Origin of the sequence: Bowmanella yangjiangensis (genome assembly GCF_017255015.1) — a bacterium.
GTDB classification, from domain to species: domain Bacteria; phylum Pseudomonadota; class Gammaproteobacteria; order Enterobacterales; family Alteromonadaceae; genus Bowmanella; species Bowmanella yangjiangensis.
Genome location: NZ_JAFKCS010000029.1, coordinates 21,762 through 40,596, shown reverse-complemented (window position 1 = coordinate 40,596; position 18,835 = coordinate 21,762). Strand labels below are relative to the sequence as shown.

Below are 18,835 nucleotides of genomic sequence, written 5' to 3'. Positions count from 1 at the left end.
CCAGTTCAAGAATAGGGAACAAGTCTGTCAGATAGTCACGCAGCACGTTGCCAGTTACGGAAATAGTATCCAGACCACGGATACAACGCTCCATGCTGTAACGAATTGCGCGAACCGGAGACATGATTTGAATATCCAGGCCTTCGGTATCGTGCTCTTGGAGATAGGTATTTACTTTTTTGATCAACTGAATGTCATGGGCACGCTCATCGTCCAGCCAGAACACGGCCGGCATACCAGATTGACGGGCACGAGTTACCGCCAGTTTCACCCAGTCACGGATTGGCGCGTCTTTGGTCTGACACATACGCCAGATGTCGCCTTCTTCCACATCATGCTCGATCAGTACGTTTTCGTCTTGATCAACGATACGCACAGTGCCGTCAGCCTTAATTTCAAAGGTCTTGTCGTGCGAACCGTACTCTTCGGCTTTTTGCGCCATCAAACCCACGTTAGGTACAGTACCCATAGTGGTAGGATCGAACGCACCGTGAGTCTTACAGAAATTGATCACTTCCTGATAGATAGTGGCGTAAGTACTTTCAGGGATCACGGCTTTGGTGTCATAAGGCTTGCCGTCAGGTCCCCACATTTGACCAGAGCTTCGGATCATGGCAGGCATAGAGGCGTCAACAATCACGTCACTAGGCACGTGCAGGTTGGAAATACCTTTGTCTGAGTTCACCATGGCAATAGGTGGGCGGTCAGCATAACAGGCGTTGATATCGCGTTCGATTTCGCTACGCTGAGACTCTGGCAGGCTGGCAATCTTATCGTAAACACTACCCAGACCATCATTAGCGTTCACACCTAGTTCGGCAAACAGGTCAGCATATTTCTCGAACAAATCTTTGTAGAACACTTTTACGCAGTGGCCAAACACAATGGGGTGCGACACCTTCATCATGGTTGCCTTAACGTGCAGCGAGAACAAAATGCCCGTTTGTTTGGCATCTTCAATTTGTTCTTCGAAGAACTTGCACAGGGCTTTTTTGCTCATGTACATGCCATCAATCACTTCACCGGCCAACAGGTCAATACGAGGCTTAAGTACCGTCTTGTTGCCCTGCTTGTCTGTGTGCTCGATGCGAACAAAGCCAGCTTTGTCCACTGTCACTGACTTCTCACGAGAGTAAAAATCACCACCGCGCATGTGCGCTACGTGCGTGCGTGAAGCCTGGCTCCAAGCTCCCATGGAGTGCGGATGGGTTTTGGCGTAGTTTTTAACCGCAGTAGGTGCACGACGGTCTGAGTTACCTTCACGCAGTACAGGGTTTACCGCGCTACCCAAAATCTTACCGTAGCGAGCCTTGATGCTTTTCTCTTCATCGTTTTTCGGCTCTTCCGGATACTCAGGCAACATAAAGCCTTTGCTGCGCAATTCTTTAATGGCTGCTTTAAGCTGAGGAATAGACGCACTGATGTTGGGCAACTTAATAATATTGGCATCAGCGTGCTGAGTCAGCTCGCCCAATTCTGCCAGCGCGTCTTGCACTTTCTGATCATCAGTTAAAAATTCTGGGAAAGCAGCCAACATACGGCCAGCCAAAGAAATATCGCTTAACTCAACTTCAATATCCGCCGTTGACGCGAATGCCTTAATGATAGGCAGCAAAGAATACGTAGCAAGAGCCGGCGCTTCATCGGTCTTGGTGTAAATAATTTTTGACTTGCTTGTCATGTGATACCTCTGTTGTTACGGCTGGATGCGGCCGGTTGGAACATTCCGGGGCAACAGGGGCCACTCACTATCTCCTGCTGTAAAACCCGGTTCCAACGTGACCGGGCCACATCCCCACCATGGCATCGGGAAGCATGCTTCCCGCAAAAAAGTGTCTGAATCATATATGGCCGAAACCGCCAAGTACAAGTGCTACTTGGGTATATACCCGCTAAAAGACTCAATCCAAACGCCTGTTTTAATTAGCTAAAGGCTTAGTTGACTGGCCGCTGGGCACCCGGATAATAAAGCCAATCACGCCAAGCAAAAGAAATCTTTCCTTATAGGTTATGCATACTCGAACTCTGTTACTTAATAAACCGTACGGCGTACTTTGCCAATTTACCGACCAGGAAGGCCGCCAAACCCTGAAAGACTATGTCGATATTCCAGGGGTGTATGCAGCAGGAAGGCTGGATATGGACAGCGAAGGCCTACTGGTACTGACCAATGACGGCAAACTTCAGCATAAGCTGGCTCACCCCAAAAGCAAAACCAGCAAAACCTATTGGGTGCAGGTAGAAGGCGCACCTGAAGAAAAGGCCTTGCAAGCGCTGCGTGACGGCGTGCAGTTAAAAGACGGCATGACACTGCCAGCGAAAGTGTCGTTAATGCCGGAACCAGAGGTATGGCCACGTAATCCGCCCGTGCGTTTTCGCCAGTCCATTCCTACCAGTTGGCTGTCCATTAGCATAAGTGAAGGACGTAATCGCCAGGTTCGACGCATGACGGCCCACATTGGTTACCCTACCCTGCGCCTAATTCGCTATCGGGTGGGAAGCTGGACCTTAGATGGCATTGCCCCTGGTCAGTTTTTGGAGATTTAAGTGTTTAAACCTAATGTCACCGTGGCCTGTGTCGTAGAAGCCCAAGGCCAATACCTACTGGTTGAAGAAAATATTAACGGCAAGCTGGTGTTCAATCAGCCAGCTGGCCATTTAGAGGCAGGGGAATCGATACCAGATGCTGCTCGCCGTGAACTGCGTGAAGAAACCGGTCTGGATTTGCTCCCGACGGGTCTGGTAGGTACCTACCTGTATCCGGTGGAAAGAGAGGGTTTGACGTTTTTACGCTTTTGCTTTGCCCTGAAGCTCGATACGCCCCTGGCAACCGCCCCTCAAGACCGACAAATTCAGGCCTGTCATTGGTTAAGCCTGGATGATATCAAACAACGTCAATCCCAACTGCGCTCCCCCATGGTACTGCACTGTATCGAGGACTACCGGCAAGGACAAATCACGCTCCTTAATCAATTCCACTATCTGCCCTAAGCCGTCCATAGCAGATGCGTCCGCCGGACAAGTCTGCTAGAATTCGCGCTCCGTAATTTAAGCGCAGCGTCAAGTTAATCAAGCCCATGCAGCAGAACAGCCAAATTAAAGTCATCGTCGGTATGTCCGGTGGTGTGGATTCCTCCGTTTCAGCCTATTTGCTTAAACAGCAAGGCTACCAGGTGGAAGGGCTGTTTATGAAAAACTGGGAAGAAGATGACGATGCAGAATACTGCGCTGCTGCCGAAGACCTGAAAGACGCCCAGGCCGTTGCCGACAAATTGGGCATCAAGTTACGCACTATCAATTTCGCCGCCGAATATTGGGATAACGTTTTTGAATATTTCCTGGCCGAATACAAAGCCGGTCGCACACCGAACCCGGATATTATGTGCAACAAGGAAATTAAGTTTAAAGCCTTTCTGGAGTTCGCCTTAGAAGATCTAGGCGCTGACTATATTGCGACCGGACACTATGTGCGACGTCGCGAGCAGGATGGTCATTGGCAGCTATTGCGCGGCCTGGATGACAACAAAGACCAGAGCTATTTTTTGTATACCCTAAACGAGCAGCAGGTCGGCCATACCTTGTTCCCTATCGGTGATATCGAAAAGCCCCGAGTGCGTGAAATCGCCGCTGAACAAGGCCTTATTACTCACGATAAAAAAGACAGTACCGGTATTTGCTTTATTGGTGAGCGAAAATTCAAAGATTTTCTGGGTCGCTATCTTCCTGCCCAGCCAGGCAAAATTGAAACGACAGAAGGTGAAGTTATTGGCGAGCATGAAGGGCTGATGTATCACACCCTGGGCCAACGCAAGGGGTTGCATATAGGTGGTCTGAAAGATCACGGCGAACAGCCCTGGTACGTCGTGGACAAAGATGTCGCCCGTAATGTGCTTATCGTCGGTCAGGGCGATGATCATCCACGTCTTTATTCCAAAGGGCTAATCGCCAAGCAACTGGACTGGGTTGACAGACAAGGCCCCACCACGCCCCTTCGCTGTGTGGTCAAAACCCGTTATCGGCAGCAGGATATCCCCTGTGAAGTAACCCCCTTGGCAAACGGCCAGTTGCAGGTGCTGTTTGACCAACCGCAAAAAGCCGTAACGCCAGGGCAGTCAGCCGTATTTTACCTGAACGAAGTCTGTCTGGGCGGCGGCATTATCGAGAGCTACATTCGCTAATATGAACGACAGAGAATTTGACAAAAGTCTGGCCCTGGCCGCGGTTTGCCAATCAGCCGCCCTGGTGCAACAATTTGCCCGTAAAGGCAATGGCGATGACGGGGCCTTCGTTGCCAGTATTCAAAGCTTGGTGGTCACTGATCCCCAAAGCACCGAAGAGATTTATGGCAATCTGGCCAATTTAAGGCTGGGATTTGTCACCCTTGAGGGACAGCTATCCAATAAACCGGTAGCCAAAGACGCCGAAATCACCCGCTATATTGCCAGTATCCTGGGGCTGGAACGTAAGCTAACCAAGCAACCAAATAAGCTGGCCGAACTGGGTGAGCGTATAGACCATATCAAGCGTCAGCAAAGCCTGTATGCCCTTACCGATGAACCCATGCTGGCCAATATGGCGCGCATTTATTCTGATGTTATCAGCCCTATCGGACCACGTATTCAGGTCGCTGGCGACCCCAATCTGTTAAAACAAACCGCCATTCAGCACAGAGTCAGAGCTTTGTTGCTGGCCGGTATTCGTTCCGCGGTGCTTTGGCGTCAGTTAGGTGGCAAACGTCGCCATATCCTGCTCAGCCGTCGCAACGTATTGGAAAACGCCGAGAAGGCGTTCAAACGCATTAACCACTAATCAGGAGCCACAGCATGGAACTCTCTGCATTGTCAGCTATTTCCCCGGTAGACGGTCGATATGGCAGCAAAACCCAAGAACTTCGCGGTATTTTCAGCGAGTTCGGTCTGATCAAATACCGGGTTCAGGTAGAAGTCCGCTGGTTGCAAAAGCTTGCCAGCATTGACGCCTTACAGGAAGTTCCTGCTTTTAGCGCCAAAGCTCAGGCATTATTAGATGCTATAGTGGCCGATTTCAGCGAAGCCGATGCGGCCCGCGTGAAAGAAATAGAGCGTACGACTAACCATGACGTAAAAGCCGTTGAGTATTTCTTAAAAGAAAAAGTCGCCGACAACGCAGAGCTCAGTGCAGTTAGCGAATTTATTCACTTTGCTTGTACCTCAGAAGATATTAACAACCTGTCTCATGCTCTGATGCTAAGCGAAGCACGTAGCCAGGTGATTCTGCCTTACTGTGACAAGCTGATTAGTGAATTGCGCCGTTTAGCACTGGAATACAAAACCATTCCTATGATGGCTCGTACTCATGGCCAGCCAGCCAGCCCTACCACTATGGGCAAGGAAATGGCTAACGTTTTAGTGCGTCTGCAGCGTCAACGTGAGCAGATTGCCGGTGTGGAGCTGCTCGGTAAGTTAAATGGCGCAGTTGGCAACTATAACGCGCACCTGTCTGCTTATCCGGCGCTGGATTGGCCAGCCATTTCCCGCGAGTTCGTAGAAAGTCTGGGGATTGTCTGGAACGCGTACACCACGCAGATCGAACCTCACGATTACATTGCTGAACTATTTGATGCGGTAGCACGCTTTAATACCATACTGATCGATTTTGACCGGGATGTTTGGGGCTATATTGCGCTGGGTCACTTTAAGCAAAAAACCGTGGCAGGCGAGATTGGTTCTTCCACCATGCCACACAAAGTAAACCCCATTGACTTTGAAAACTCCGAAGGCAACCTGGGACTGGCCAATGCCATTTTTGACCATCTGGCCGCCAAGCTTCCGGTTTCCCGCTGGCAGCGTGACCTGACTGACTCCACCGTGCTGCGCAATTTAGGCGTAGGCATGGGCTATAGCCTGATTGCTTATCAGGCTACCTTAAAAGGTATCAGCAAGCTGGAAGTGAACGAGCAAAGCCTGCTCAGCGAGCTTGATGCTAACTGGGAGCTGCTAGCCGAACCCATTCAAACCGTGATGCGTCGTTATGGTATTGAAAAGCCTTATGAAAAGCTCAAGGAACTGACGCGCGGCAAACGGGTAAACCAACAAATGATGGCCGAGTTTATTGACGGCCTGGCATTGCCTCATGAGGTAAAAGCCGAGCTTAAACAGTGGACACCAGCGGGTTACATTGGCCGCGCGGTTGAACTGGTTGAGCAGCTGGTTGGCTAACCATCAAGGCTTTTAACAGCTACACTTAAATGCCCGGGGAACCGGGCGTTTTTATTTTCGATAAGGGGTACAGTTTTCCACGCAGTTTAGGAACGAACAGCCATAAGGAGCTTGGCATGATCACCGCGCTGTTGAAGACCTGGATTTGGGCCGGTATTCAAAAAAACGGCTGTAAAAATATCAGTCCTGCCCGCTTAACCAATCTCATTTCCCTGGTATTGTTTTGTGTCATGTTGGTGCATTTGCCTTTGCATCTGTTTTATTGGGCAGAGGGCGGTGATGTGCAAATTTTGATATTGCTGTTCCACGCTATGCTCTGCCCATTAGTGCCGCTTTGCAGCAATATAGGCCAAACCAGATTAGCGCGCCGGGTGCTTATTGGTGGCTATGCCAGCTTTATATCCCTGACCAGCCTTTACCTGGGCTATCAAAGTGCCAGCCACTGGTTTCTGATATTGGGCTTTCTGACCGTACCTTTTCTGTTTTACCGCGAAGAAACTGTGCTCCTGCTACTCGCAGCAGGCAGTTTTGCTCTGGGTTTTTATCTGCTCGAGCATTTTGAAGTGGCACCTCTGCTCGGATTAGAGCAAAACTACCAACAAAGGGTTAAGCAGATCACCAGTCTCACTTTCCCACTAACTTGCATGCTGTGTACCTACCACATTTTTCTGGACCACGCTAAAAGTTGGACACGCATTGCTAACGAACAACGCCGTTCAGAAAACCTGCTTTTGAACGTGCTGCCTGATCCTATTGCCGAGCGCCTAAAAGATTCGAATAAACCCGTGGCCGAGCACTTTGCCAGTGCCACAGTGTTGTTCGCTGACATTGAGGGATTCAGTGACATTGTTAACAACAGGGCACCGGAAGCCGTGGTGAATTATCTTAACGATTTGTACAGTGAGTTTGACCAACTGCTCAAGCGCTATGACATGGAAAAGATCAAAACCAATGGTGATGAGTATATGGCGGTATCCGGGGTGCCCGTTCATCACCCCAATCACGCCCAACGTGCCTGCGCTTGCGCCTTACAAATGTTACTCACCTTTGAACAGGTTAACCAACGCCATCATATCAACAAGGGATTGCGAATTGGCCTGAATAGCGGTCAGTTGATTGCAGGTGTCATAGGTAAGCATAAGTTCAGTTACGACTTATGGGGAGATAGTGTGAATCTGGCCTCTCGAATGGAAAGCCAAGGTCAAAGCCATAAGATTCAGGTGTCAGAGCACACTTATAGACTCAGCCGACATGACTTTGTCTTTGAACCTCGCGGCAGACTCAGCGTACGGGGCATGCAAGACTGTGAAACCTATTGGCTTATTGGTCCAATAAAGACATCAGACCAAACAGGCGATTGACTATTTTTTGTTCAAATCATAGACTGAAGTTTCGGCACAATGAGGTGCCGGTTTTGGAGGCAATACAGATGACGTTTACCGTTAAAAACGTCGACTGGAGAAGCGCCAAAGACAAGCTCACAAAGCTCAGAGAAAAGGTATTCGTTTACGAATGGCGAATTCCCAAAGATGTGGAGTTTGATCGCCAGGACAGTGCGGCCTGCCATGTTTTACTGTTGGATGACGCGGGCATAGAGATAGCAACCGGACGTATCACCGCTGACGGTGAAATAGGACGGATTGCTGTATTAAACAACTGCCGTAAACCTGAGGTATATCAACAACTGCTGACCGCTTTGCTGGCGATTGCTAAGCAACAAGGTATGCAGACTGTCTCAGTGCAGTGCGAGTTGGAAGGTGTCAACTACTACCAACAACAAGGATTTCGTCCTGTCGGTGCAGTTTATATGGATGCAGGCATAGCTCGTCAGAGATTAGCTTGTAACATAGAACAGTTCTCACTCCCGAAAGTGGAGTTTACCCACTAGGGTGCCCCCAAAGGGCGCCCTAGGGCGTATTTTCAGCCTGTTTGCCAGAGATCAGAGCGTTCAGCTAAGTCGTATATTCCTTCTGCACGACTAATCAATATATTTACAAAGTCCCGCTGTGTTTGGTCAGGATTTTCTGCTCGCGACAGGTTCTTCGCTTTCAACTGCCAGCGCAGCGAAAAATGCTTAAGTGCCCCGCCACACCGGCTGGTGCGACATCGGAGGGTAAATCGCCACCTTTTGGTACTGATCCCTTATCCGATAGTTGCTCTGCCATACTTATTTTTCCTCTATCAATCCAAGCAACGCCTGCAGCGGGTGCTTAGGTTTAACCCCTTGCATTCTGGCCGTTTGGCTGCGACAGGAATAGCCGGTGGCCAATACCTGTTCAGCTCTAAAACCTGCCAACGCTGGTTGCCAGCTCAGCTCAAATATTCCTTTGGAGTGCTCCAAATGCGACGTCTCGTGTCCATAAGTGCCGGCCATGCCACAGCAACCTACCGATACCGGGGTCAAATCCGCCCCCATTCGTTTAAAAATTTGCTGCCATTGCTTTTCCGCAGAAGGCAATGCGGTTTTTTCCGTGCAATGGCCAAATAAAGCAAATGACCGTAAAGGTTGAGCAGTAGCTTCAGGCAACTCCACGCTTTCCAGCCACTCATGTATCAGCTGCACGTTGAAATCACCACGGTCGTTGCCCAGGGCTTTTTTATATTCATCCCGATAACAAAGTACTAAAGACGGATCCACACCAATCATTGGGATGTTAAGCGCCGAGAGCTGGTTAAAGAATGCGGCAGCATTTTTAGCGGTAGCGGCAAACTCGGCTAAAAACCCTTTTACATGCTGAGGTTTACCATTGGGTTTAAAAGGCAGTAGCACTGGGTGCAAACCAAGTTTACGGATCAGCTTAACTAAATCTTCAATCAGTTCCGCTTCATAAAAACTGGTAAAGGGATCTTGTACAATCAAAACCCTTTTGCTCAGTTGCTCGGGATTAAGGGATGTCAGCAGGGACAAGTCAAAAGCCTGCACTTCCTTGTCGAGCCGCCCGGCCAGCGTTGGATAAGAAAGTGTTGGCGCATCCACATAGCCCACCCACTTGCGCAAAGGCCACTCGCCTAACACCAGTGCGGCATTGACCAGGCGCGGAGCCTTGGACAATAGCGGCGCCATCTTCTCAACATTCGCGACCAGGTAATCTTTGAACGGTCTGGCATAGCGGCCATAATACATATGCAAAAAGCGCGCTCTGAAGCTCGGCACATCTACATTCACCGGGCACTGGTTGGCACAGGCTTTACAGGCCAGGCAGCCGTCCATAGCTTCCATCACCTGATGAGAGAAATCCCCCCTGTTGTCTTGCTTGTAGGTGTTGTACATGCGGCTGAACCAGCTTTGCTTTGTACCTACTTTATCCAGCTTGGCAACATCAACCCCTTGCTTGCTTAGCAATCTCAGCCACTCGCGCATCAATCCCGCCCGTCCCTTAGGACTATGGCGCCTATCTTTGCTAATCTTGCTGGAGGGGCACATGGGGGAAGTGCTGTCATAATTAAAACACAAGCCGTTACCGTTGCAGCTCATGGCTGGCTCAAAGGCCTCGCGCACCTTCAGAGGGATCTGACGGTCATAAGTGCCGCGTTTGGTATCCGATACTTTTACCAGCACTTCATCTGACTCATAAGGCGTGCAAATTTTGCCTGGGTTCATGCGGTTAAAGGGATCAAAGGCCGCTTTAATTTTACGTAGCTCAGTAAAGAGCTCTTCACCGAAGAACGCCGGGCCGTATTCGCTACGATAGCCCTTACCATGCTCGCCCCACATCAAACCGCCGTATTTAGCCACCAAGGCCACAACTTGATCGGACACTTCGGCCATCAGCATTTCCTGCAAAGGGTCAATCAAATCCAGTGCCGGACGCACATGCAACACCCCCGCATCAACATGGCCAAACATGCCATATTGCAAACCTTTGGCATCCAGCAGCGCTCGAAACTCCATAATAAAATCGGCTAGTTTCTCAGGCGGCACAGCCGTGTCTTCGGCAAAGGCGATGGGTTTCTTACTGCCTTTGGTTTTCCCCAGCAGACCCACCGCTTTTTTGCGCATGGCATAAATTTTACCGATATCGGCGTTATCCGAGGTAAGCTGATAACCAATCACCCCAGACTTGCCGGTGGCAATACAATCATCCAGCATGGCCACTAAGCCGGTGATTTTATCCTGCATATCCTGCTCGGCTTCGGCGTTGTACTCCACCATATTCAGGCCTTGCAGGTCTTTACCCGGCACATCCTCAATCAGCGCTTTTACCGAGTGCCAGATAATATCTTCCCGGGCCAGATTCAGGACTTTGCTATCAACAGTCTCCACCGAGGTTGCTTGGGCCGCCACCATCGCCGGGGCATGGCGAAGGGCTGATTCAAAAGAATCGTATTTGACGTTTATCAGCGTTTTATAGCGCGCAATGGGCGTGACATTCAGCTTAGCTTCGGCCACAAACACCAGTGAGCCTTCTGAGCCGGTAATAATACGGCTGAGATCAAAGTACTGCATATCAGCATCGAACACATGCTCAAGGTCGTAGCCGGTCAAAAAGCGATTCAGTCGCGGAAATTTCGCCAGGATCTGTTCACGCTTTTGCTCACAGCTTTGCAACACCTGTGCTACCACTTGGCCGATAACACCGCTCTGCCCCGCTAGTTCCCGTGCTTCATCAAGTCCCATGGGCGCAGTATCCAGCAAGCTGCCATCAGCAAGCACCGAACGCAGCGCCAACACATGGTCGCTGGTTTTACCGTACACCAAGGAGCCTTGCCCTGATGCATCAGTATTGATCATGCCGCCAATGGTGGCCCGATTACTGGTGGACAAGTCCGGGGCAAAGAAAAAGCCATGGGGACGCAGGAAATCGTTAAGCTGATCCTTGATTACACCAGCCTGCACCCGAACCCAACGTTCCTCGGCATTAAACTCAAGGATGTCGCGCATATGCCGGGACAAATCCACCACTAAACCATCGGTAAGGGACTGTCCATTAGTGCCCGTGCCGCCGCCGCGGGCCGAGAAGCGCACCTTATTGTGGCTTTGCGTTAACTGCCCAATCAACTGCAGGTCAGCGACATCCCTTGGAAAAACCACCGCCTGAGGCAGACGCTGATACACGGAATTATCCGTGGCTACGGCCAAGCGGCTGGCATAGCTGGTTTCTATTTCACCTTTAAATTGGGAAGTGCGTAAAGCATCCAGGTAATCAAGGTAATCCTGTTCAATACTGGCTTTGGAATCGACTAGCGGTAACATCCGAACAGACTGGCTGGAAAAATGTGCCGCTAGTATACACAAGGGTGCAACCTCCTGTAACAACTTGGCAGCTGAATATCTATTCCCTTTCTCTATACTTGATAGCCATATGCTGAATCAGGTCACAGGAGCTGAAATATGAAAAGTCTGCGAATTGGTTTGGGTGTGACCTTTACCTTGATAGGCACTGTGCTGTTTATTCTGCCAGGCTCCATCTTGTTCCTGCTGGCGGGTTTAGTGCTGTTAAGTGTGGACTTTCCGGTTGCCCGTCAGTGGTTGAAACGCTGCCAACGTGGCATGCATAAAGGCGCTAGCAGATTAGACAGCGCATTACTGAATCGTAAATTAAGTCGCTAGACGCTTTAATCCTTGCTGAATACAAAATCAGCAGTCAGACATAAAAGCCGAAAAAGCAGTTGCGCCGGGAATTAGGCGTCGTTATTATACGCGCCGTTCTCAGATGCGTCGCAAATCTGAAACAAATCATCAAAGTGCGTCCGTAGCTCAGTTGGTTAGAGCACCACCTTGACATGGTGGGGGTCGGTAGTTCGAGTCTACTCGGACGCACCACTTTCCTTATTAAATTCCCGATTATTAATAGCTGGTGCGAGCACCACCGCCCTCTATGACCCGGTCCAATGGTCGGTAGTTCGAGTCTACTCGGACGCACCATTCTTCTGATTTTCCCATAGTATTTTCGTCAAGTTGGTGTAAGCACCACCGCTCTCTATGACCCGGTCCAATGGTCGGCAGCCCGAACTTACTCAGAAGCCCCATTCTTTTGATTTTCCCATAGTATTTTCGTCAAGTTGGTGTAAACACCACCGCTCTCTATGACCCGGTCCGATGGTCGGCAATCCAAGTCTACTCGGACACACCACTTCTATATGATTTATCCCAAAATCTTTTCGTCAAGCTGGTGCAGGTATCGCCGTTCCGTATAACCGGGTTCAGAACTAATAACGCCTTTTTCAGTCCACAGCAGGATGTTCAGCAACTAGATTTTAACGATCCGCCAGTGGGTTCATAACACTAGGGTTACTTCATACCCAGGCGTTTTGCCAATTTGTGCAGATTACTGGGATCCACTTCAAGCAACTTGGCGGTTTGCGCCCAGTTTTGTCCATTGGTGTCCAATGCCGCCTGAATGGCATTTCGCTGGGTCTGGTCCAACAGTGTTTTTAAGGGCATCAGCAGTGACCCTGGTTGCGTATCGCCAATATGGGTTGTTGGGCGGCTATGCTCAATATCCAAATCCATCAGTTCCGGAACTAGTGTAGAGATATCACCACGAGCGGGATTACGCCCCAGACATTTGATGGCGGCTCGACTTATGACATGTTCAAGCTCGCGAATATTACCCGGCCACTGATAGGCAAGTAAGGCGGATTCTGCCTCAGTGGAAAGACGTAAACTACGAAGCCCGAGACGGGCACGATTTTGCTCCAGAAAATGGCCGGCCAGCAGCAACACATCATTGCCCCGCTCCCGAAGGGGGGGAATAGGTACAGGGTACACGGACAAACGATGATACAGATCAGCGCGAAAGTCCCCCTGCTTAACGCTGTCTTTTAGCTGGCGATTGGTCGCCGCGATAATACGTACATCCACCTTACGTGGTTTATCCGCCCCCAGTCGCTGTATTTCACCGTTTTGCAGGGCGCGCAGTAATTTAGCCTGAACCGCTAGCGGCAACTCCCCAACCTCATCTAAAAACAAGGTACCGCCATTGGCCGCCTCAAATTTGCCAGCGCGCTCCTGATGCGCACCAGAAAACGCCCCTTTGACATGGCCAAATAGCTCACTTTCAGCTAAGGACTCAGGTAGTGCAGCACAATTAACATGAATAAGGGGTTTGTTGGCCCGGCGCGAATGTTGGTGCAGACGTCGGGCAAACAGCTCTTTGCCGACCCCGGTTTCCCCCAGCAATAGCACGGGTAATTCCGAATCTGCTACCGTATCCAATTCCCCTAACAACTGTTGAAGAACCTGGCTACGTCCAACAATTTCAGCATCTTCTGTGGCACTTCCTTCCTGTCGCACCGCCGCATTGATCCTCGATTGCCTTAAACTGCGGTTCTCTATCTCCAGTCTGGTGGTGCGTACCGCTGCTTCCAGCAACAGTTTTTGTTGCTTGAGAGTGCTTTGGGCTGACGTGGAAAAGGTACCAGGAAGCAGGCTGTCGAAGGTGATCACGCCCCAGACCTTACCGTCCTGCTCCAAACGCATTCCCATACAGTCATGCACGGGTAAAGGTTGCCCTTCTATCTGATCCAGTAAACCGTCGTAGGGATCCGGTAAGGCGCTGCTGTGTTCGAAGCACACCGGCTGATGCTCGCTGGTCAGAATCGCGGCCAAACGAGGATGTTGTGCTGGCAGAAAACGTCGTCCCAGGGTTTCCTTGACCAGGCCTGTTACTGCCAAGGGTTTCAGTACCTCGCCTTCCAGCTTCAGCAGGGCTACGGCGCCACACTGAAATTCGGCCTTAAGGGTTTTTACCAGTCGTTCAAGGCGCAGTAAGTCGGGCAGCTCAACGGCTAAATCAGCAACAAGAAATTCATTCATCATGGTATTAATTACCATATAAAAGGTTAATTACACCCTATCACGATAAGGTTAAAACAACCACACAAAAAATTACCTCTTTTTATTCAATTGGTTATGTTGTGGCATAGGGTTTGCGAAGACGGGAGGCACATCAAACAACAGGAAGGAGTTATTCCATGCAAATTCACTGTGCTCTCAGGGTTTTGCTTTATCCACTTCATCGTTATCCAAAGGGGAAAAACCATGGCTAATTATCGTCGCTTGTGGTTTTTACTGATTGGTATTCTCGCCATCACCTTTGCCCTACTCGGCTATTTTGGCCGGGAAGTTTATCGACAGGCGCCGCCTATCCCAGAACAAGTGATCTCGCCAACCGGCGAGGTACTGATGACCGCCTCAGATATTCTTGATGGCCAGACCGCCTGGCAGTCCATTGGTGGCATGCAACTGGGATCGATCTGGGGCCATGGTGCCTATCAAGCGCCAGACTGGAGCGCAGATTGGTTACACCGGGAACTGACGGCCTGGCTGACGTTAGCTGCCGATGCAATCTATGGTCTCGACTACAGTGCGCTTAGCCCGGAGCAGCAAGCTTTACTGACCTTCCGACTCAAGCAGGAATATCGTAGCAATGGCCCGGACGCAGGGAATATTCTGGTGGTAAGCGAGCGTCGCTCCCAAGCCATGGCATTGGTCGCCAGCTACTACGACAAACTGTTCAGTGACCATCCAGAGTTGCAAAGCAGTCGTGAAAGCTTTGCCATGAAGGAAAATACCCTGCCAGATGCCAGCAAACGTGAACGCATGGCAAATTTCTTCTTCTGGACAGCTTGGGCGGCCGCCACTGAACGTCCTGATTCAGATGCAACCTATACTAACAACTGGCCCCATGAACCGTTAATTGGCAACCAACCCACAGGTGAGAACATATTGTGGTCGGTGGTGTCAGTGGTGCTACTAATTGCCGGTGTCGGCGGATTGGTCTGGGCCTGGGCATTTTTGCGACGGGAAGAGGCCGAGCCTCATGCACCGGCGCGGGACCCGCTAAGCCTGGTAACGCTAACTCCGTCGCAAAAAGCCCTGGGGAAATATGTTTTTCTGGTTGTCGCCCTTTTCACCTTTCAGGTGTTTCTGGGTGGCTTTACCGCGCACTACACAGTGGAAGGCCAGCAATTCTATGGTCTGGATGTATCTCAGTATTTTCCCTACTCCCTGGTCAGAACCTGGCATATTCAATCGGCGTTATTCTGGATTGCCACCGGTTTTCTCACCGCCGGCTTGTTCCTGGCACCGATAATCAACGGTGGCAAGGATCCTAAATTTCAGAAACTCGGTGTAGACATTCTGTTCTGGGCGCTCGTAGTGGTAGTGGCAGGGTCCTTTATCGGGAATTATTTAGCCATTGCGCAGATTATGCCATCTGAGTGGAATTTCTGGCTCGGTCATCAGGGTTATGAATTTGTTGATCTGGGCAGGCTATGGCAAATCGGTAAGTTCACCGGCATTGTATTCTGGTTATGCCTGATGCTGCGCGGTATCGTGCCAGCCCTGCGCCACCCAGGTGATCGAAACTTGCTAGCCTTGCTTACCGCGTCGGTCGTGGCTATCGGCTTGTTCTACGGTGCTGGCTTTTTCTATGGCGAACGCACCCACCTTTCCATCATGGAATACTGGCGTTGGTGGATAGTCCACCTGTGGGTAGAAGGTTTCTTTGAAGTATTCGCCACTACCGCATTGGCCTTTATCTTCTGCAGCCTGGGGCTGGTATCGCGCAAAATGGCCACCACGGCCAGCCTGGCTTCAGCTTCCCTGTTTATGCTTGGTGGTGTCCCTGGCACCTTCCACCATCTGTATTTTTCCGGTACCACCACCCCGGTGATGGCAGTCGGTGCCACCTTCAGCGCATTGGAAGTGGTGCCTCTGGTGGTACTGGGTTATGAAGCCTTTGAGAACTGGCGATTGAAACAGCGAGCCCCTTGGATGCAACAAATAAAATGGCCGCTACTGTGTTTTGTGGCCGTGTCGTTCTGGAACATGCTGGGGGCCGGGGTATTCGGTTTTATGATTAACCCGCCCATCTCTCTTTACTATGTGCAAGGTTTAAACACCACCGCCACCCATGCCCATGCCGCCCTGTTTGGTGTTTACGGCTTTCTGGCTCTGGGCTTTGCCCTGCTGGTGCTGCGTTATATCCGGCCAGGTTTAGTCTTTAGCGAGAGACTGATGAAAATCGGCTTCTGGTGGTTAAACGGCGGTCTGGTATTGATGCTCTTCACCAGTTTGCTACCCATTGGCGTACTGCAATTTTATGCCAGTGTGTCACAGGGATTCTGGTATGCCCGCAGTGAAGCCTTTATGCAGACTCCGTTGCTGGAAACACTGCGCTGGGTCAGAACCTTAGGCGATGTAATTTTTATCATCGGCGCCCTCGCCTTGTCCTGGCAGGTGGTTAAAGGCTTATTGGCATGGGGACACAATTCGGCCCTGACGCAGCCCGCCACCGCGGAACAAGATTAACCCCTTGGGGCAGGCACACGTCCTGCCCTATTGCCCAAACAGTTTCTGGAGGTATACATGAAATTTCCGCAACTGACCCGAATGGCTGAAGGCCTGCTGGTTTTATCTGTGAGCATTATACTGCTGACAATCTGGGTAGGTTACCTGGCCGCCGATCACTTCAGCATCACTGTGCAGGTGAGTGCCCATATCAGTCTGATTTTTGCAGCCACCCTGCTAAAAATCGCCTATGTGCTCAGATGTATTGGACGCCATGCACAAAAACTGGAGGTTTAAATGCTGCTTCACTTCCTACAACAATATTTCGGTCAGCACTACAAACAGCAATGGTTGCAAGCATCAGAAACACTGCGCACAGAACAACAGGCCAAGTGCGATATGCAACAGCAGCTATATCTGTGTCAACAGGAAAACCAGCGTCTCAAACAAAAGGACAGCCTACGCCATGAACAGCAGGCCATATTAACCGGCTTTGCTGATTCGCTGGATGGCTACCGGCAAAGCTTTCAGTTACTGCAGACATTCCTGGCCGACGAAAGAGACAATATGGAATCTCTGAACAAACGCTCTGTGCATGTTCAGCATGCACTCAGTCAGGTGCTGGGCAATCTTGGCGACATTCTCGGCCGAACCCGGCAAATGGCAGCAGATATCGTCGACTTGAAACAACACACCGGGCAAATTCAGGCAATTAGCGAGCAAGTCAACGACGTGGCTCGAACCACCAATCTGCTGTCTCTCAATGCCAACATTGAAGCGGCTCGTGCTCAGGAACACGGGCGGGGTTTTAGCGTAGTGGCCAACGAAGTGAGGACACTGGCACAAAAAGCCGGGCAGCTTACCGGCCATATAGGTGACAAGGCAGAGGAAATAGAGCGCAAAGTGGAGCAAACCCACAAACAAAGCCAGCAGGATATCGCTCTGACCCAACATCAGCTTGGGCACGTGGAGCAGCATATCGGAAATATCAGTGAGCAACTGCAGGATATGCGGCATATTCAGGCCAGCCTGGTTAAAAGTGCCCTATTGGCAGAGATTGAGCTGGGCAACATAGAGGAATTGCAGTTGGTCGTCACCGTACAACGTATGGTGCTCGGCCTGTTGCCCATTGACCTGACGCAGGCGATTGGCAAAGAAGAGTGCGGCATTGGTCGCTGGTATTACAACCCCATGTTTCGCACCCACTTCGAATCCATTCGGCAATTCCGGCAACTGGAGCAACCGCATGAACAGGTACATGAATTTGCCCGCCTGGCTTTGCAGGCAGCAAACGAGAAACAGTTCAAAACCGCAAAAACCTGTTTGCTCAGTATGAACCAAGCGGCTGTGGAAGTGGCCAGTCTGATTAAGTGCCTGACCGAAGCGCTGATTCACGGACAGAGCAATCATGTCCTATCGACCCGGGTGGCCTGACAAGCCGCCCCGCATCTATCCGACATGCATATCAGCCCCCGGGCTAACACAAAAAAAAGTGACCACAGATAAGATACGAAGATAGAAAAAATCGGGTGGGCAACCAAACCACTACGCCCACCCGATGGCTGGAAAGCCGCGTTTAGTGACAACTACCGCAACAGCTTCCTTCACCGCTGCTGCGATCAACAAACAGAATGTTATTTTCCAGGTGAATGTGATCCATTAAATCTTCTTTGAGTTCACGCAATCCCAGATATAGGGCCGTCCAGGTATTGCAGGCACCGGGCGGTAATTCCAGATCATGGGCCAGCACCAGCATTTGCTCTAAGGCTTCCCCATGCTCAAGATGCTCCTCCTGCATCACAGTGATAGGGCCAGTTGGCCGCATACCGCTGGACAACATAGGGAAGAGAATTTGCTCTTCTTTCATCATGTGGTTTTCCAGCTCCAACTGCATTTTTTCCAGATGCTCCGCCAAGCCGTTCGGGCAATCCGGCGATTCAGCATGTACCTGTTCAACCCGTCTGGCCAAACGTATAAGTTCAGGCAGCTGTATTCTGTGCTTAGCGTGGAATCGTTCCAGAATATGGGCGATTAACGCCTGATTACTGGCCGATGCCCAATTCTGCCCCGTCTCGCTTTTTTCTGACAGACGGGTCAGCTCCTCAACAATAGGCTGTGCATCCAAACCTTTTTTATGCAGGGCTTCCGCCAAAGTGCGATGCCCTCCACAACAAAAATCCAGTTTATAGTGATGAAAAACCCGGGTTGCCCCAGCAATTTGCGTCGCAAGATTTCCCAGAGATTGGTACAGCATTTCCATAATGTCTCCTGTTGGCTGTGTACTGATCTACGTAACCAGTAAAGCAAACCCCAGGCCAAACATAACTCAATGTTTTAAATGAATATTTTAAAAACACGGTAGTTTTCACCCTAACTTCAACAGGGTAAAAATCACCACCAA

16 protein-coding genes and 1 tRNA gene are annotated in these 18,835 nt (G+C 50.4%); 12 read left to right on the top strand and 5 right to left on the bottom strand.

Annotated elements, in window-relative coordinates; genetic code table 11:
* On the bottom strand, positions 1-1,681 hold a 1,681-nt coding region (locus J0A65_RS19720), incomplete at its 3' end, for an NADP-dependent isocitrate dehydrogenase (protein WP_206596053.1).
* Positions 1,682-2,010: 329 nt separating this feature from the next.
* Between J0A65_RS19720 and J0A65_RS19715 the strand changes: the two genes are divergently transcribed.
* From J0A65_RS19715 to J0A65_RS19685, 7 genes are all read left to right on the top strand, one after another.
* Entirely contained in the window at positions 2,011-2,547 is a 537-nt protein-coding gene (locus J0A65_RS19715) for an rRNA large subunit pseudouridine synthase E (RefSeq protein WP_206596052.1), read from the top strand.
* Entirely contained in the window at positions 2,548-2,991 is a 444-nt protein-coding gene (locus J0A65_RS19710; protein WP_206596051.1) for an NUDIX hydrolase, read from the top strand. It begins immediately after the preceding gene.
* An 86-nt stretch (positions 2,992-3,077) separates the two neighbouring features.
* Complete coding sequence (gene mnmA, locus J0A65_RS19705; RefSeq protein ID WP_206596050.1) at positions 3,078-4,178, top strand: tRNA 2-thiouridine(34) synthase MnmA; 1,101 nt, start codon at positions 3,078-3,080, stop codon at positions 4,176-4,178.
* Between the two features lies 1 nt (position 4,179).
* Complete coding sequence (gene hflD, locus J0A65_RS19700; protein ID WP_206596049.1) at positions 4,180-4,809, top strand: high frequency lysogenization protein HflD; 630 nt, start codon at positions 4,180-4,182, stop codon at positions 4,807-4,809.
* Between the two features lie 14 nt (positions 4,810-4,823).
* Positions 4,824-6,197 carry an adenylosuccinate lyase gene (gene purB, locus J0A65_RS19695; RefSeq protein WP_206596048.1) on the top strand — a complete coding sequence of 458 codons (1,374 nt, stop codon included), beginning with the start codon at positions 4,824-4,826 and terminating at the stop codon, positions 6,195-6,197.
* Between the two features lie 116 nt (positions 6,198-6,313).
* Entirely contained in the window at positions 6,314-7,558 is a 1,245-nt protein-coding gene (locus tag J0A65_RS19690) for an adenylate/guanylate cyclase domain-containing protein (protein WP_206596047.1), read from the top strand.
* Positions 7,559-7,626: 68 nt separating this feature from the next.
* The gene (locus J0A65_RS19685; protein ID WP_206596046.1) at positions 7,627-8,085 is read left to right on the top strand and encodes a GNAT family N-acetyltransferase; all 459 of its coding nucleotides are present in this window, start codon (positions 7,627-7,629) and stop codon (positions 8,083-8,085) included.
* Between the two features lie 32 nt (positions 8,086-8,117).
* Here the strand turns inward: J0A65_RS19685 and J0A65_RS27945 are convergent, their stop codons facing one another.
* A complete protein-coding gene (locus J0A65_RS27945; RefSeq protein WP_416135320.1) occupies positions 8,118-8,336 on the bottom strand; it encodes a DUF4826 family protein in 219 nt (72 codons plus the stop codon).
* Between the two features lie 28 nt (positions 8,337-8,364).
* Positions 8,365-11,391, bottom strand: coding sequence for a D-2-hydroxyglutarate dehydrogenase YdiJ (gene ydiJ / locus J0A65_RS19675; protein ID WP_206596055.1), 3,027 nt, complete (start codon positions 11,389-11,391; stop codon positions 8,365-8,367).
* Positions 11,392-11,529: 138 nt separating this feature from the next.
* On the opposite strand from ydiJ, the gene J0A65_RS19670 reads away from it, so the two are divergent.
* A complete protein-coding gene (locus tag J0A65_RS19670) occupies positions 11,530-11,748 on the top strand; it encodes a PGPGW domain-containing protein (protein WP_206596044.1) in 219 nt (72 codons plus the stop codon).
* A 136-nt stretch (positions 11,749-11,884) separates the two neighbouring features.
* Positions 11,885-11,961: transfer RNA gene (locus tag J0A65_RS19665), tRNA-Val, on the top strand.
* Between the two features lie 468 nt (positions 11,962-12,429).
* Here J0A65_RS19665 and norR read toward each other — a convergent pair.
* Positions 12,430-13,959 carry a nitric oxide reductase transcriptional regulator NorR gene (norR, locus tag J0A65_RS19660; RefSeq protein WP_206596043.1) on the bottom strand — a complete coding sequence of 510 codons (1,530 nt, stop codon included), beginning with the start codon at positions 13,957-13,959 and terminating at the stop codon, positions 12,430-12,432.
* Between the two features lie 222 nt (positions 13,960-14,181).
* On the opposite strand from norR, the gene J0A65_RS19655 reads away from it, so the two are divergent.
* The 3 genes from J0A65_RS19655 to J0A65_RS19645 are packed head-to-tail and all read left to right on the top strand — an operon-like array spanning position 14,182 to position 17,868.
* On the top strand, positions 14,182-16,455 hold the full coding sequence (locus J0A65_RS19655) for a nitric-oxide reductase large subunit (RefSeq protein ID WP_206596042.1): 2,274 nt from the start codon (positions 14,182-14,184) through the stop codon (positions 16,453-16,455).
* A gap of 57 nt (positions 16,456-16,512) precedes the next feature.
* Positions 16,513-16,731, top strand: coding sequence for a hypothetical protein (locus J0A65_RS19650; RefSeq protein WP_206596041.1), 219 nt, complete (start codon positions 16,513-16,515; stop codon positions 16,729-16,731).
* Complete coding sequence (locus J0A65_RS19645) at positions 16,732-17,868, top strand: methyl-accepting chemotaxis protein (protein WP_206596040.1); 1,137 nt, start codon at positions 16,732-16,734, stop codon at positions 17,866-17,868.
* Between the two features lie 142 nt (positions 17,869-18,010).
* On the opposite strand, the gene ytfE is transcribed toward J0A65_RS19645, so the two are convergent.
* The gene (gene ytfE / locus J0A65_RS19640; RefSeq protein ID WP_206596039.1) at positions 18,011-18,694 is read right to left on the bottom strand and encodes an iron-sulfur cluster repair protein YtfE; all 684 of its coding nucleotides are present in this window, start codon (positions 18,692-18,694) and stop codon (positions 18,011-18,013) included.
* Positions 18,695-18,835: the final 141 nt, after the last annotated feature.